Source organism: Neobacillus sp. PVCKKU3 (assembly GCF_058323225.1).
Genome location: NZ_JBLVQN010000056.1, coordinates 26,994 through 42,145, shown reverse-complemented (window position 1 = coordinate 42,145; position 15,152 = coordinate 26,994). Strand labels below are relative to the sequence as shown.

Annotated in this window: 14 protein-coding genes; all 14 read right to left on the bottom strand. The window is 41.4% G+C overall.

All coding sequences use genetic code 11. The features are described 5' to 3' along the window. Positions 1-30 precede the first annotated feature (30 nt). Entirely contained in the window at positions 31-1,971 is a 1,941-nt protein-coding gene (gene ftsH, locus ACNQGS_RS26325) for an ATP-dependent zinc metalloprotease FtsH (protein ID WP_491489972.1), read from the bottom strand. 135 nt (positions 1,972-2,106) lie between these two features. After that, on the bottom strand, positions 2,107-2,646 hold the full coding sequence (gene hpt / locus ACNQGS_RS26320) for a hypoxanthine phosphoribosyltransferase (protein ID WP_491489971.1): 540 nt from the start codon (positions 2,644-2,646) through the stop codon (positions 2,107-2,109). A 25-nt stretch (positions 2,647-2,671) separates the two neighbouring features. Continuing rightward, positions 2,672-4,063 (bottom strand): tRNA lysidine(34) synthetase TilS, encoded by a 1,392-nt coding sequence (gene tilS, locus ACNQGS_RS26315; RefSeq protein ID WP_491489969.1) that lies wholly within the window; start codon positions 4,061-4,063, stop codon positions 2,672-2,674. A gap of 164 nt (positions 4,064-4,227) precedes the next feature. Further along, entirely contained in the window at positions 4,228-5,241 is a 1,014-nt protein-coding gene (gene prkT / locus ACNQGS_RS26310) for a serine/threonine protein kinase PrkT (RefSeq protein WP_491489967.1), read from the bottom strand. Further along, on the bottom strand, positions 5,210-5,947 hold the full coding sequence (locus ACNQGS_RS26305; RefSeq protein WP_213148315.1) for a VWA domain-containing protein: 738 nt from the start codon (positions 5,945-5,947) through the stop codon (positions 5,210-5,212). Before ACNQGS_RS26305 ends, prkT begins: the two co-directional genes overlap by 32 nt. A gap of 93 nt (positions 5,948-6,040) precedes the next feature. Further along, complete coding sequence (spoIIE, locus tag ACNQGS_RS26300) at positions 6,041-8,515, bottom strand: stage II sporulation protein E (RefSeq protein WP_491489965.1); 2,475 nt, start codon at positions 8,513-8,515, stop codon at positions 6,041-6,043. A 370-nt stretch (positions 8,516-8,885) separates the two neighbouring features. Continuing rightward, positions 8,886-9,323, bottom strand: a complete 438-nt coding sequence (locus ACNQGS_RS26295; RefSeq protein WP_491489963.1) for a S1 domain-containing RNA-binding protein — start codon at positions 9,321-9,323, stop codon at positions 8,886-8,888. Between the two features lie 93 nt (positions 9,324-9,416). Then, a complete protein-coding gene (locus ACNQGS_RS26290) occupies positions 9,417-9,800 on the bottom strand; it encodes an FtsB family cell division protein (protein ID WP_423800304.1) in 384 nt (127 codons plus the stop codon). A 12-nt stretch (positions 9,801-9,812) separates the two neighbouring features. After that, a complete protein-coding gene (yabQ, locus tag ACNQGS_RS26285; RefSeq protein ID WP_491489962.1) occupies positions 9,813-10,445 on the bottom strand; it encodes a spore cortex biosynthesis protein YabQ in 633 nt (210 codons plus the stop codon). Beyond that, positions 10,442-10,744 (bottom strand): sporulation protein YabP, encoded by a 303-nt coding sequence (gene yabP / locus ACNQGS_RS26280; protein ID WP_213148319.1) that lies wholly within the window; start codon positions 10,742-10,744, stop codon positions 10,442-10,444. The genes yabQ and yabP overlap by 4 nt, the downstream gene beginning before the upstream one ends. A 114-nt stretch (positions 10,745-10,858) precedes the next feature. After that, entirely contained in the window at positions 10,859-11,137 is a 279-nt protein-coding gene (locus tag ACNQGS_RS26275) for an RNA-binding S4 domain-containing protein (protein ID WP_213148320.1), read from the bottom strand. A 77-nt stretch (positions 11,138-11,214) separates the two neighbouring features. Then, complete coding sequence (gene yabN / locus ACNQGS_RS26270) at positions 11,215-12,687, bottom strand: bifunctional methyltransferase/pyrophosphohydrolase YabN (protein WP_491489959.1); 1,473 nt, start codon at positions 12,685-12,687, stop codon at positions 11,215-11,217. A 1-nt stretch (position 12,688) separates the two neighbouring features. Next, positions 12,689-14,311, bottom strand: coding sequence for a putative polysaccharide biosynthesis protein (locus ACNQGS_RS26265; protein WP_491489957.1), 1,623 nt, complete (start codon positions 14,309-14,311; stop codon positions 12,689-12,691). Positions 14,312-14,396: 85 nt separating this feature from the next. Next, positions 14,397-14,933, bottom strand: a complete 537-nt coding sequence (spoVT, locus tag ACNQGS_RS26260) for a stage V sporulation protein T (protein ID WP_423800300.1) — start codon at positions 14,931-14,933, stop codon at positions 14,397-14,399. Positions 14,934-15,152: the final 219 nt, after the last annotated feature.

Genomic DNA, 15,152 nt, shown 5'->3' with positions numbered 1-15,152 from the left:
AGTGCTTCTTCTGAAGCACTCTTCATCATTTTATTTATTTTCAGGATCGTTAGGAGCATCTTCCTTAACGTCTTCATCCTTTTTCATGTTAATGTTTACCTTCACATCATCTGCTTTTTTAGTATCTAAGCGAACAGATTCTAATTCAGCAGGATTTTCCGGCATATGGCCATTTTCAATCAAATACTTAATTTGCTCTGCATTTAGTGTTTCCACTTCTAGCAGGGTTTTGGCAATAAGGTCAAGTTTATCACGATTTTCCGTAAGGATTTGTCGGCATCTTTCATAAGATTCCTTTATAATCCGTTGAATCTCAAGGTCAATTTCATAGGCAATGGCATCAGAATAATTTTGTTCATTATGAAGGTCACGTCCTAAGAACACCTGACCGCCTTGCGCCTGGCCAAATTGGAGCGGCCCAAGCTTATCGCTCATTCCAAATTCCGTAACCATTCTACGGGCAATGCCGGTCGCGCGCTGGAAGTCGTTATGAGCGCCGGTGCTTACCTCACCAAACACAATCTCTTCTGCAACCCGTCCTCCCAATAAACCAACAATCTTATCAAGAAGTTCTGGCTTTGTCATGAAATAGCGGTCTTCTCTCGGAAGCATCACGGCATAACCGCCTGCCTGCCCGCGCGGCACAATCGTTACCTTGTGAACCATATCCGCTTCATCCAGAACTAAGCCGATAACAGTATGGCCGCCTTCGTGGAAAGCCACAATCCGTCTTTCCTTTTCTGAAATGACCCGGCTCTTTTTCGCTGGTCCGGCAATCACGCGGTCAGTTGCTTCATCGATATCAACCATCTCGATTTTCTTTTTATTTTGACGGGCGGCAACAAGGGCTGCCTCATTCAATAAGTTTTCCAGGTCTGCACCTGAAAAACCAGGTGTACGCATCGCAATATTTTTTAAATTAACAGCTTCATCCAACGGCTTATTGCGGGCATGGACTTTAAGCACTGCCTCACGGCCATTGACATCCGGACGGTCTACCGTAATCTGACGATCAAAACGTCCTGGACGAAGTAATGCAGGGTCTAAAATATCTGGTCTGTTGGTAGCTGCAATGATAATGATTCCTTCATTGGCACCAAAGCCATCCATTTCGACAAGCAATTGGTTCAATGTCTGTTCGCGTTCATCATGCCCGCCGCCTAGACCGGCGCCGCGCTGACGTCCTACAGCATCAATTTCATCGATAAAAATAATACATGGTGCGTTTTTCTTCGCATTTTCAAACAAATCACGCACGCGGGATGCACCGACCCCGACGAACATTTCTACGAAATCAGAACCGCTGATAGAGAAGAATGGAACGCCTGCTTCACCGGCTACTGCCCGGGCAAGCAAGGTTTTACCTGTTCCTGGAGGTCCGACTAACAGAACTCCTTTAGGAATCCGCGCGCCAAGCTCAGCAAACTTACGCGGGTCTTTTAAAAATTCAACAACTTCGACTAATTCTGCCTTCTCTTCATCTGCACCGGCAACATCTCTAAAACGGACCTTTTTCTTATCGTCGTTATAAAGTCTTGCCTTTGATTTCCCAAAGTTCATAACTCGGCTGCCGCCGCCTTGGGCTTGGTTTAATAAAAAGAAGAATAAAATAAAGATAATCACAAACGGAATGATTGAAGTAAAGAAAGTTACCCAGCCGCTTGTTTCTTTAGCAGGCATTACTTCTACCTTGGAATCAGCCTTATCAATGCGGTCAAGGATTTTTTCGCTGTTTGGAATATAGGTAATAAATTTTTTATCCCCAGCTTCCAACACTCCACGAACCTCATATACTCCCCGCTCAGGCTGCATCGAAAATGATTTAACTTCACCATTTTCCAGTTGTGTTACGAACTTATCATAGGAAATATGATCGGTTGGTTCATTGCTGCCATTAAAAAAACTGACTACGCCAATAATGACTAAAAATATTAATAAATAAAAGATGGTATTACGGAAAATCCGATTCATCTCTTACCTCCTCCCGCGGGTAAAGACTATATTAAATAGTATCATAGAAAATCCTGTTAATTCAAGGAATTGCCCTCGCCATAATCGGTTTTGGATAGCGAGAATAATGCCTGGTTTTTTGGTTCCAATTAATGATTATTTGCTATATACTTCCGGTTTTAAAACACCAATATATGGAAGGTTCCGGTATTTTTCCATGTAATCCAGACCATAGCCTACCACAAATTCATCAGGAACAATGAAACCAACAACATCCGCTTGTATTTTGCTTTTTCTACCTGCCGGCTTATCTAGGAGCGTGACAATTTTTATTGATTTAGCCTTACGGTAACGGAATAAATCGACTAAATAGCTGAGTGTTAAACCGCTGTCGATAATATCTTCGATAATTAGGATGTCTCTTCCTTCTACAGAAGTATCCAAATCCTTAATTATTTTTACCTCTCCAGTGGATACCATCGAGTTTCCGTAACTGGAAACATCCATAAAGTCCATTTCCAAATAACAATCCATTCGTTTTAACAAATCCGCCATAAAAGGCAATGCACCTTTTAAGACTCCAATTGCAAGGGGGAAGCGATCTTTATATTCTTCGGTTAATTGAGCCGCTAACACCTTTACTTTTTCTTGTATTTCCTCTTCTGATACTAATACTTCCTTAATATCCTGGTTCATTATTAGTGTGCCCCCTAGAAGATGTTTACTTAATATATGTAAGTAGTATATATTGTTTAGCTGACATTTCTATACCTTCAAATGATGACTTTTTAAGACCTGGCAGCCATAGGATACTCCCTTCCCTGTCTGTTATAACCGGCCATGTATCCCTGTCATGAAGCGGGATTTTTTGGTCAATAAAGATATCTTTTAACTTTTTGGAACCTGTCATCCCTTTTAAGGTCATTCGATCGCCTTTTTTTCTTGTCCGAATGATAATCGGAAAGTTCAATCTCTCGGTGTCAAACACCGCCATATTGGCAGGAATATCAGCAATATCCAAACCGGTATATTCCACTTTAAAACTGGTGCCATTAGGCAGATTAATCATTCCAGGCTCATTCACTTCGATAAAGTATTGTTCCACTTTAACGGGCTTAAATTCAAATTCAAAGGATAATTCCTGATAAGAACGGATTACTTTTAACCCGCCCGGAAAATCCAATTTCCCCGATGGTCCGCCGCGCTGGATTAGATTAAAAACTTGGTCGATATGTATGGCTGAAAGATCTGCGCACCTTTTTTTGTAAAGATAGTTTAATATTAGTTGAATACCCCTTCTTTGTAAAGGCAAAGGCAATTCGAGAAATCTCCCAATGTCAATCAGAATTTTATCGGCTTTCCTTTGTTTTTCTACTGTATTCATTTTTTCAATCGTTAATTCCTGAAGAAACGATTCATCCGCTTGCAGGTCTTCGCTAAATCGCTGAAACTGTTCATGGACAAGCGGATTTTCCGATTTTAAAAAAGGAAGAACTTCACTGCGAAACCGATTTCTACTGTATACACCCTTTTTATTGCTTGGGTCAATTCTTGGGGTAAGCTGATGCTTTTGGCAATACTGTTCAATTTCACCCTTTGTTACACATAAGAACGGGCGAAATATTGTGCCGAAATGGAAGGGTCGGGAGAAAGGAATGCCAGCCCTGGCCAATCCTGTACTGCCCCTTGTAAAGCGCATAAGAATCGTCTCGATTTGATCATCACCATGATGACCAAGAGCCAAATAGGGGGCTTGATACTTTTCCATAACTTGCGAATAAAAGGAGTATCGTACTTCCCTTCCAGCTACCTGTGAGCTTTTCCCTTCCTTCTTCATGATGTCCGTTACATTAACCCGGGTCATTTCAAAAGGAACTCCAGACTTTTGACAAAATTCCTTAACGAACATAGCATCCTCATAGGATTCCTGGCCGCGAAACATATGGTCAACATGGGCAACTATAATCGTCAGGTTCTGTTTTTCCTTCTTACTTAGCAGGAAGTCGAGCAGCGCCAACGAATCAGGCCCTCCCGAAACCCCGACAACAATTCTTTTATCTTTAAGCTTAAATGAATGCCGGTTAAGAAAGTCCTCAACCTTGGCTTCTAACATACAGATACACACTCTCTAAAATCAATGTTTTAAGAAAAACTTAAGTTTAGAATACCACTCTTTTAGAGTAACTATCAAAATTATAGGCCCGTTTGAAAAAGAAATATTTCATAAAAACCTGATCTCTTGTTATTTACGGAGAAAGAATAAAAAAGTTTCATTCTTTAAAGAAGTTTTAAAAAAATATATAGCCCATACAATACACTTAGCACTATGGCAATAAAGAAAAATTCCAGCCAGCCGCTTTTTTTCTTTTTCTTTCGGAAATCGCGGCGGGAAATGTTAATATTCCCTTTTGGCGATTGTGCTGAATGCTGGCCGGGTCTGACCCCTTTGGATACCGGTTTGGAATCTTTTTTTGGCTGGTCGCTGATGGTGTCCAATAGGTCTGATCTCATTTGGCTGGCACTAGGATACTGTCCCATTAAAGCCTTTAGGATAACCCGTTCATAGCGATGCAGTTCCGGTTTTAAACGAATCGCCTCCCTTAATTGCTCTATTCCGCCAGTTGTTTTTTTAAAACGCTTAGGATATGCAGTATTAATCATCATCATCGCTGCTGAGAACAAATCATAGGTTGCTTCGGCCTTTCTGGAGCCCAAGCCCCAATAGCCGCGATCATAGAACTCCGTGAATTCTTTAATGGCTCTTCCCTCAATTGTTGTTCCGCCGACATCAATGCACCTAATTTTCGGAGGAGGGCCAGTCACAATCAGGTTTTCCGGTTTTAAGTCCCCAAAAATCCAGCCGCTGCCATGCAGCTTATCCAAATCATTTAATAATTGCAGGAACAAAATCGGCATCCATGCTTTTCCCTTCTGCTCCAAAAAGGAAAGCAAATCAGGCCCCTGAATATATTCCATTACATAAAACGAAATAGGACGGGAGTTCCTTCCGCCAACTTGCCAATCATCGACATCAAACAAAGAAGGCCCAAGGGTTTCTTGGCCCTGGACCTTTGCAAAGGATTTTAAAACGTTTACCTCAGACGTGATGGACATACCGTTATCACTCATTTTTAGAGCGACCTGTGTATTATTATTCTTTGCAAGGTAGACCACCCCGTTTGCTCCAAATCCTAGTTCCTTTATGATTTTATATTGTTTGGAATGCCATCTCCCTGTAACATTTGTTCCCGGACTGATTTTATATTGATTCTTCCATGTATGATTCATCATCGTCTGATAAGAGACTCCTTAATGATCGTTTTTGATTAAAGGACGTTAAAGCAGTCCGGATGGCAGGCCCTGTCGGCGTTATTCCCCCTGTGGTCAATTTGGAAAAGATGCTTGTCAAATTTTGTAGGTTTGGCGTCCAATCCAGCAATCTTTCGACATCATTCTTTTTCCCGGGAAATACATAAACAGAAAATTGGTTATCTCCTGTCCTTGCGTTTAAGCTTAGTGAAAGGTCAAGCAGCGCCTCTTTTACAGTCGGAAGCTTTTGCTTCATGCTCGCGCTTGTATCGACAAGAATCAACACCTCTAATTCGACAGTCTCGCCGAGTTCGTCGACTACCTCCATCACTTCGCCTCTTTTTTCCGGGGGCAGGTCCTCCATCGTCTTGGAGCGGCCGAGGATTTGCTGCAATTCCCGATTTACCACCCCTTGGATGGTTTGGTTCATTGCTTTTCTTGTGACCATTTGAACCGTTTGTGAGAGCGCCTCGGCATAGACTATCTGGCTCACGCCGCCGCCTGAAGCAGCGATTCCTTCTATTTCTGTCATTCCTTTTTCATCAATCACATCATGCTCCATTACACCAATGACATTGACGGTTATTCCCTGTTCATGAGCTAGTGCAGCCATCGCAATCGGGTCCTCACCCTGATTGGAGCAGCCATCTGTAATCAATAGGATTTGGCGAATCTTCCCTGTGTACATAACCTTCTCCCTCCACAAATGAATTGGTATCATTGTCGACGAGGGAAAAAGTATTTATACATAAATTAGCAGAATCCAGCGTAAAATAATTAGTTACGCTTGGCGCTTCATCTTTTGTACAGGAATAGTTGCCCATTTCGGCGTATTATGTCTGATCTTTGCCACCATGACGGTCATATCATCGTCAATTATTTCCGATTTGGAGCGAATCACATCTTCTAGGATTAAATCAGCTATCTCTTGTGGGTCATCTGTTTCCAATTCAAGTATTTTCCGTTTCATCCATAAATCATAATTTTCTACATGCTTTGGTCCCTCAAAGACACCGTCGCTCATCATAATTAACAAGTCCCCTGCCTTCAACTGTTCATCTACTACATCTACTTCAAAATCCTGAAGAATTCCCATCGGCAGGTTGCTTGCCTGTATCTTAATGACTTTTTTCCCCCTTTTAATAAAGCTCGGCGTAGATCCTATTTTAAGAAATTTGGCAGATGCGTTTTTTAAATCAATCATCGCCAAGTCCAATGTCGAGAATATTTCATCGGTTGTCCGCAGTGAGAGGATGGAGTTAACCGATTTGATGGCGATTTTTTCTTCAATGCCTGATTGGAGAATTTTTTGCAACAGCTTTAGTGTTTCATCACTCTCATAATGAGCCCGTTCGCCATTCCCCATTCCGTCACTGATGGCGAGTGCCATTTTTCCAAGTCCCAGTTCAATCGTGGAATGGCTGTCACCGGACACTAAGCCGCCATCCTTGGCAGCATGGGCTACACCCGTGTCGACCGTATAGGCCTTTGAAGACCTAAAGACAACATGGCAGAAACCATTTGGATAGGTTGCACATTCCTCCAATCTAACCACAATCGTTTCCCCAAGAATATCGGACAGCATGGGAGCAATTAATTTTTCACACTCCCCGTGGCCATTGCAAAATGGAACAGACATTTCAATATCAACATTTCCCGGCTCCAAGCTGTAAATTTCCACCTGTTCAATATGGATGCCAAATCCTTGCATGGCCTCCATGATTTGCTCCTCCTGTTTGTAGTAATTTTCCCGCTCACGCTGGATTTCCTTGGCGAAATTGTTCATCACTTCGGAAACACCTAAAAGTTGGTCGGCAACCAGCTTTCGGCTTTCGTGTACTTTTTTCTTCAATTTTATATTGGCCTGGTAAAAAGTCAGTTCCTGGGCAATTGTTTCATACACCTTTTTTGGCCGCGAACAAAGCTTTTCCCATTCTCTTGACATCCTTAAAGAAATATTGCCGTCGTTTTGATCCATTTCATGAATAATTTCCTCCATGCATGCATAGGTTGTACTAAAATTCTTTGCCCAGCACTGCTCTTTTTTAAAGCAGGTTTGGCATGTCTTTTCGGTTACATGACTCATGAAGTAATCCATTTCCCGCTCATCTTCATTTTCAACGGGAAATGCATCCGTTTGCGAAAAACTTTTGGAGAGGGCATGAAAGACATTTGAAAATTGCGAAACCCTTTGGGCCGTTACATCGCGCATTTTTCTCATATATTTTTGCTGCTCAGCCATATGCTCGGGTGTTCCGGGTATATACTTTGCCAGCCTGGAGGTTAAGCTTTGGGGTGTCAACAGGAATAAACAAATAGCTGCCGCTGTTTCATAGATTGTCAACAGCAGTGAGCCGCCCCCTTCACCGTACATGCCAATCAGCAAGGTAGCGATAAACAAGCCGACTGATACACCAATCTTTTTCCCTTCCTTGAGAAGACCCCCTAAAACACCTGAGAAGGCTAATAGACTCATATGATAGAAACTCGACACACTTGCCAGGCTGAAAATTAGACCAGTGACAACTCCAACCGTTGATCCGACAGTTGCCCCTGCTATAAAAGAAAAGACGAGAACCAAATAACGGGACAAGACATGTTCAAGCGATAGATCATAAACCTTCCAGCCAATCGTTCCCGTCATAATCGAAGCCAGCATGATGATCAAGCAGACGATTTCTTCTGTTCTTAATAGCTGCCTGCGTTTATTAACCGTTAGCAGTGGAATGCTCTGCAGGAAAATCATCGTCAAAATAAATGCAAGGCTGGCCTGAACCCCAACCATCATGACATCATAAAGGGTTATGGCTTGGGAGAGAATAAAGGCTTCAGCCAATTTCGAAAGCCCTAAAATAATTCCCACAAAAAAGGGCAGCGCTCTCATCTCATTGTTCAGCCATTTTTGACTGATACGGTAAATGAATAAGAACAGAAAAGTGACAATAAAGGTAAAGGCGGCGTTTCCTAATGACAGGGTAGCGGCCCCTGTAACCAGTCCAATCAGGGCAAGCGGTGCCCGATCCTTTTTAATAAAATAAACAGCGGCAAAAAAGGGCAGACTAAACGGAGTCAGCTTTGCCAATATCAGGGCTCGTCCAAGTAAAAATCCTACGATTAATAATAGAAATCCCTTTTTAAGGAAAAAGGATTCTAGCATAAATTGAAGCCTTTTAAATCCATAGTTCAAATTCCATTTTGGCGTGTGAAGATTGACTTCCCCGATCGGTTCTATTAAACTCGCATTTGGCTTTTCCATATATCCACACTCCCGATTCATTATTGTTAGAATCTATTATAAGTTTGCTAGATTTAAAAGTTTGTCAAAATAGTGAACGAGTTCAAAGAATCGTTCGACGGTTTTCACTATTTTCATTCAAATAATATTATCTATCTTAATTTGCTGTCATTATTTCAAAGTTTTTAATATATATTGGTACATAAATGAAAACTCGCCGATTGGCGAGTCCGATAGGACGAAGACAGAGGGGTAGTTGAATTTATGCGTTAAGAAAGTATAAAGCTTTCGACAGAAAGTTTATACTTTCTTATTAGCTAAAAAAAGACAGGCCATTATGACCTGTCTTTTTGTAAAGCCTGCTCTATTTGTTTAAAAAGTCTGCAGCAAGTTAACCCCGTCTAGCTCCTCTTCCGCCACGCTTGGACTCGGTGTGCCGCTTTAGGGAAGTTAAACGATCTTCACTGTCTTTTAAGAATCTTGCCATTTTTTGCTCGAAGGATTCCGGTCTATTATTATTATTACGATCGTTTGCCCTTCCTTGACGAGGACGTTGTGAATGGGAATGCGAATGTTTTTTCTCTGGTTCCGGTCTATCTTTAGCCTTCTTGATGGATAGTCCAATCTTTCCATCCTTCTCAACATTAAGAACCTTCACTTCAACCTGGTCGCCAACTTTAAGATGGTCATTAATATCTTTTACATAGTTGTCTGCGACCTCACTGATGTGAACGAGTCCTGTTGAACCATCCGGCAGCTCCACAAACGCTCCGAAATTAGTAATGCCTGTCACCTTTCCCTGTAACTTGCTGCCTACTTCGATTGACATAAAAAAAATGTTCCTCCTTAAAAATTTAAAAATCAACTTACTATATATTATACAGAAGGGGAAAATTAAGTGTCAATAACACTACTTATTGGTTCATTTTTCCTTCTTTTCGTCTGGAATATTAAAGATTATTTCGTTCTTGTCCGAGAAAAAATACTCTTTGCGGGCAAGCTTCGCAATGTAATCATCATCATTTAATTTGACGATGTTCTCTTTTAATATCTTCTCTTGCTTTTTTAAATCTGCCAGCTGATGATCAAGCTTCCGCTTCTCCGCCACTTTCGCCTCCAAGATTCTTGTTTGGGAAAGATAACTGGATATCATAAAATAAGAAAGCAAACAGGCAAACACAAAAAACAGCGACAGCCTTCTGAGAAGCAGCTTTTTCCTGCGGGCTGATGCAATTTCGGCATATTCCTGCTGTTGGACATAAGCTGTTTGGATTTTTGATACTGCTTTTTGTCGTTCTGCTCCCATTTATATCCTTCCTTACTCTTTTCTTTTTCTCAACTTGTCCATCCACTTACTAATATAATTCACGATTTCCTTGGATTTTCCTGCCGTTCTATTATATAACTTCTCGACGGATTTTTTAATACCTTTCGGCAAAAGTTTCCAAAAAACAAACAAAATCTTCTTCACAATGACAAATAGCACGTTCAGGATATAAAGAAGGACCTTCCAAATAAATTTGACAAGGGATAATAACCCCCTGCCAAATGTTAATAGGATGGCTATGACAAGCTGGATTAGTCCGACAATTGGTTTATAAATTATGAGGAGGAAAGTTCTTTTTGTAAATTGGGAGACGGAGATGACAGTCTCAATCAAAAGCTCCAGGAGCCTCAGGTACATCGCTTTTAATAAGCTTTGATAAGCGGCGAATCCACATAGAAGAGCAATAAAAATATAGAACCGCAATTCTCCGTTATTCGCTAAAAATAACGCGTAAAATATTAGTAAGGCTTGAATCATCCAAAATAACAGATCATTTAAAAATACAATCCAGCCTTTTCGATGGGGCCTCTTTAAAAACCGATGGTACGTGTCAAGCATGGCGCCAAATAATGACCCCATGCCAATCATAGAAAGCATCGTCAGAAATTGCGTGGAAAGGGTCATTTGAATAACTTGCTAAAGAATCCTTTAGCTTTCTCCCCATGGTGTTCATCAAGATAGACCAAATCGAATATTTTCCCTTTAATTGAAACGATTCCTTTTTCAACATCGAGGTTTTTCATTTGCAGGTTTTGTCCCTTGATCGCTAAAAAGCCCATTGAAGTTTCCAATAAAAACTCCTCATTATCAAAGCTTTCCACTTGCTTTACACCGGTAATATCTAGAAGCTTTCTCCCTCTCATAATCACATCATGGTCAGGAATACTGCTTTTAGCAGGAGTATTATCATAATATTGGCTCATCCTTCATCCCTCACAATCATTTGTCCAGCTTCAGCGCCAAGGCGCTTTTAGCTTTTCTATTTGTACAACCTTTTTGTACATTTTTATGTGTGAGGTAAAAGAATTAGAACATCATTAGTCGTTTTGCTCCTCGGAATAGCCAACGCGTTCTTCTTTTAGAATTGTATACATTTCTGCTGCTTCTTCCTTACGGGTAGTCTCCTGAATTCGTTCAATTTTGACGGTAATTCTCCTAGGACCGAGGCGGAGTGTTAATTCATCTCCGACCTTTACCGTGGAACTTGCCTTTGCTTCCTTGCCGTTGATTTCAATTCTTCCTTGGTCTGACACTTCTTTTGCCAGCGTTCTTCTTTTAATTAACCTTGATACCTTTAAAAATTTATCTAAGCGCATGTTAACTCTACCCCTTCTAAAACCCCTTAAATTTTGGGTTAATTCCATTATTGATGCATGAGAACCGTCCCCATGCATCATAGACCTTTTAATTTTGCCTCATCCCAGTACTGATCCAATTCCTTGAGGGAATGATCTTCAATCGCTTTTTGGCTCATTTTTACCTTCTCTTCAATATACTGAAAACGACGAATAAACTTTTCATTTGTTGCAAACAAAGCTTCTTCCGGATTAATTTTTAAAAACCGGGCGACATTTACAAACGCAAACAATAAATCTCCGAATTCTTTATTTGCGCGGGCACGGCCTTCTTCCGTTCCATCAAGTTCGGCAATAAATTCATCCAGCTCCTCTTTAACTTTCTCCAAGGCGGGTCCGATTTCCTTCCAATCAAAGCCCACCTTTGCCGCTTTCTTTTGGAGCTCATAGGCACGCAGCAGATTAGGCAGGGCCAGCGAAACTCCAGCAAGCAAGGAGACATCAGCATGTTCCTCCCCTTTTTCCTGCTTCTTAATCTCCTGCCAATTCTTGACCACCTCATCAGCATTGGCCGCTTCAGCATTTCCAAAAACATGAGGATGGCGGCGAACCATCTTCGCGGACAAGCCTTCAATCACATCCTCAATGGAAAAATATCCATCATCCTCGCCAATTTGTGCGTGCAGCATAACCTGCAACAGAACATCTCCCAATTCTTCGATGAGATGGTCAATATCCTCGCTATTAATGGCTTCAATCACTTCATACATTTCTTCAATTAAATATTTCTTTAATGATTCATGGGTTTGTTCTTTATCCCATGGGCAGCCATTTGGTCCCCTCAAGACGGCAATAATGTTGCGCAGCTTGGGGAAGGTTCTCCATAAAATTTCTTCCTCCTGTACTGGGGGAACATAGATGGACCTTAAATTATCAATAGATAAATTCCGGTCTAATTCATATAAAGGTACTTTCATAATTGACTCTTCCTGACTGCCTGCTGCCGAGACAATATATACCTCATAATCATCCGGGAGCTGGTCCATTAAGGTTAATTTCACATTCGAAGCAACAAAGGCATCATAAACCTGGCTGATGATGATATGCTGGTCTATTTGGATCTGGCCAGCCTGAAGAGAAGTGCCGTCTAACAGCTGAAACCCGTCAATGGGGTCAATTTTTAAAGAAGTGAATAAGGCATCGATAAAGCTTTGACCGCCACCAATGATAATTTCAACCCCGGCCTTTGCCCCATTTTCCAAAAGAATTTGGACCGTCCGCTCTGCCACAAGGGGATGGCCCGGCACAGCATAGGTTACTGATTCTGATTGTGCCTTCTCTAGCAAGGTTTCGGCAATTTCCTGATAAACATCCTCAAACTGCTCATGTTTTTCATAAACGGAATCAAACGAAGTATAAACCATTCCTTCTTTTACTAACTCTGCGACTACCGGATGCTCCTTTGTTCGCAAAAAAAGCCGCTGTCCTTTAATAAGTTTTCGATATATGCCGACCTGCAGCTGCTCCAGGTCGCCCGCACCTAAGCCGACAATTTCAATTTTTTTCGCCATATTATCTTCGATCCTTTCGAGCCATAAAATGAATGAGTTTGCTGCCAAACGGGAAAAGGGCAAGCTCTTCCTCAAGAAAAGTGCGTCCTCTAATAATAATCAACGTAAATAGAATTCCACCGGAAAATACCGCACTTAAAGACTGGATAGCTGCACCAAAGCGGCTTAATCCGAGTGGTTCTAATAGATGTTCCGCTAGAAACAGCCAGCCTTTCAAAAATAGAACCATAGCTAGGGCCGCAAAAAAAACAGTCCCTATTAAGCGAAGATTAAAAAGCGGAATGGCCGCTATTTTTTTAAAATGAATAATTAATAAAATGATAATAATGCCAAGCGACAACAAAGTAGAAAGAGCTGCCCCCATTGTTCCTAACATTGGTACGAATATCATATTTAGTACATACTTAACGGGAAATATTGCAGCTACCGCCAAAGCTGGAAGGGCAAAACTGCCTAATCCCTGGAGAATGGCGACAATTGTTGCAATCAATGATGTAAACAAAATAACAAAACTAAGCATCCCTAAAACATCTGAACCATAATCATTCTCAAACAGCATAGTGTTGGCCGGGCGAATAATCGCCCATAATCCAGCCGAAGCCCCTACGCCAATAATGATACTTACCTTTAGCGCCAATTGAATTTTGTGTTGCAAAAATTCCGGTTTGGAAGCAAGCCTCTCGCGGCTGATCAACGGCACCAGCGTTAACGACATCGAAGAAGCCGCAATCGTTCCCAGCTGGATGAGCGGCTGGCCGCGGTCAAAGATTCCTTTTAAGCTTTTTGCCATATCCCCGGGGGTTCCATTCGAAACGAGCAGAGAATAGAGGTTTAAAGAATCTGCCATTTGAATAAAAATCATCAGCATGCCGCTGACACAAATAGTAAGTCCTTGAAACGTGAGCGCCTTAAAAATCCGCTTTACCTGAAGGGCGCTCGTCTTTAAATTCCCTTTATTTGGTTCCATTAGTTTCCATTCTTTACGAATCCACAAGAACATAACCAAAATAAGGCCTGAAACCAAACTGCCTGTAATCGACCCAAACATTGCTCCCCCACCGACAAGATAGAGGGAAACCCCCTTTTCCATTAATATCCATGAGAGAAAAAGAATCGTGACAACGCGGATTGTTTGTTCTGCCACTTGAGATAAAGCGGTCGGTACCATATCTCCTTTTCCCTGATAATAGCCCCGCAAAACCGAGACAAATGGAAAGGTTAAAAAAACGATCGAAACCACCCGGATAATGACGGCCAGATGAGGATCCTTCATCCAAAGAGACAGCTGGCCGGCCCCAAAATAAAGAACAAGAAAACAAAGAAGGCCGAATATCTGCAAATAGATAAACGATAAAAAAAGAAGAAGGCGTGATTTTTCCTGGTCGCCTTTTTCCAGCAGCTCAGCATACAGCTTTGATATGACAACCGGAAATCCGGTAGTAGAAAGAACAACAGCCACCCCATAAAAAGGATAAACCTGCTGATATATGTAAAACCCGACATCCCCGACGATGTTTTGAAAGGGAATACGGTAAAAAGCACTTAAAATTTTGGTGATCAGTGCCGATAAAGCTAAAATAAAGGCCCCTTTAAACACAGCCTTAGAAGGATTGATATTTTTCACAGTTTCACCTGCCTAATTAGCATAAGCGGAACCATTATAACATTTATAACATTAAAAAAGGCAGCGCTGGCTGCCTTTTTTAATATTATTGCTCCATCTGTCTAGCGAGGAAGCCGGCAGCTGTTTCAACAGCCTTTTGCTCGACCTCTCCAAGGGAGCCTTCCTTTGAAAAAATGATAACTGCTCCAATCGGGTCGCCATTTGCAATTATTGGTCCGATTGTATAAGATGTTACTGGTTCCTCGTTACCCTCAACCAAGGCAACATCGCCCTGCTGGGTACTGAGCATGGAGTTGCGATCCTCCATTGTTTTCTCGACTAAATCACTAATATTTTTATTTAAATAATCTTTCTTAGAACCGCCTGCAACAGCAATATACGCATCTCTATCACAAATTAAAACAGGATTACCGAGGCTATCAAATAGGGCTTCTGCATATTCTTTGGCAAAATCGCTTAACTCGCTGATTGGTGAATATTTTTTTAAAATGACTTCTCCGTCTCGATCCACAAAAATCTCTAACGGATCCCCTTCACGGATACGCAAAGTTCTGCGTATTTCTTTAGGAATAACAACACGCCCCAAATCATCGATTCGACGAACAATTCCAGTTGCTTTCATCCAATGTTGCCTCACTTTCATCTGATGATTTTTCAACTTGGTGAGTGACTTAATTTCCTTTAATTGAAATCATCACCAACTTTGAACTTAGTATCTTTCAACTGGAAAGTTCTATTCACATAGGACATATTTTTTTCACATATTCAGGAAAGATTCCCAACATCACATAAAAGGGCCTGACCCCCGCTTTAATGCGTTAATGTTGGGGTCAGGCCCTTT

Coding starts and splice junctions, on each gene's coding strand:
- yabN (WP_491489959.1), bottom strand. CDS start 12,687: ATGGCGAAAAAAATTGAAATTGTCGGCTTAGGTGCGGGCGACCTGGAG.
- yabQ (WP_491489962.1), bottom strand. CDS start 10,445: ATGACCCTTTCCACGCAATTTCTGACGATGCTTTCTATGATTGGCATG.
- hpt (WP_491489971.1), bottom strand. CDS start 2,646: ATGAACCAGGATATTAAGGAAGTATTAGTATCAGAAGAGGAAATACAA.
- prkT (WP_491489967.1), bottom strand. CDS start 5,241: ATGATGAATCATACATGGAAGAATCAATATAAAATCAGTCCGGGAACA.
- tilS (WP_491489969.1), bottom strand. CDS start 4,063: ATGTTAGAAGCCAAGGTTGAGGACTTTCTTAACCGGCATTCATTTAAG.
- ACNQGS_RS26275 (WP_213148320.1), bottom strand. CDS start 11,137: ATGCGCTTAGATAAATTTTTAAAGGTATCAAGGTTAATTAAAAGAAGA.
- ACNQGS_RS26290 (WP_423800304.1), bottom strand. CDS start 9,800: ATGGGAGCAGAACGACAAAAAGCAGTATCAAAAATCCAAACAGCTTAT.
- ACNQGS_RS26295 (WP_491489963.1), bottom strand. CDS start 9,323: ATGTCAATCGAAGTAGGCAGCAAGTTACAGGGAAAGGTGACAGGCATT.
- spoIIE (WP_491489965.1), bottom strand. CDS start 8,515: ATGGAAAAGCCAAATGCGAGTTTAATAGAACCGATCGGGGAAGTCAAT.
- spoVT (WP_423800300.1), bottom strand. CDS start 14,933: ATGAAAGCAACTGGAATTGTTCGTCGAATCGATGATTTGGGGCGTGTT.
- yabP (WP_213148319.1), bottom strand. CDS start 10,744: ATGAGCCAATATTATGATAATACTCCTGCTAAAAGCAGTATTCCTGAC.
- ftsH (WP_491489972.1), bottom strand. CDS start 1,971: ATGAATCGGATTTTCCGTAATACCATCTTTTATTTATTAATATTTTTA.
- ACNQGS_RS26305 (WP_213148315.1), bottom strand. CDS start 5,947: ATGTACACAGGGAAGATTCGCCAAATCCTATTGATTACAGATGGCTGC.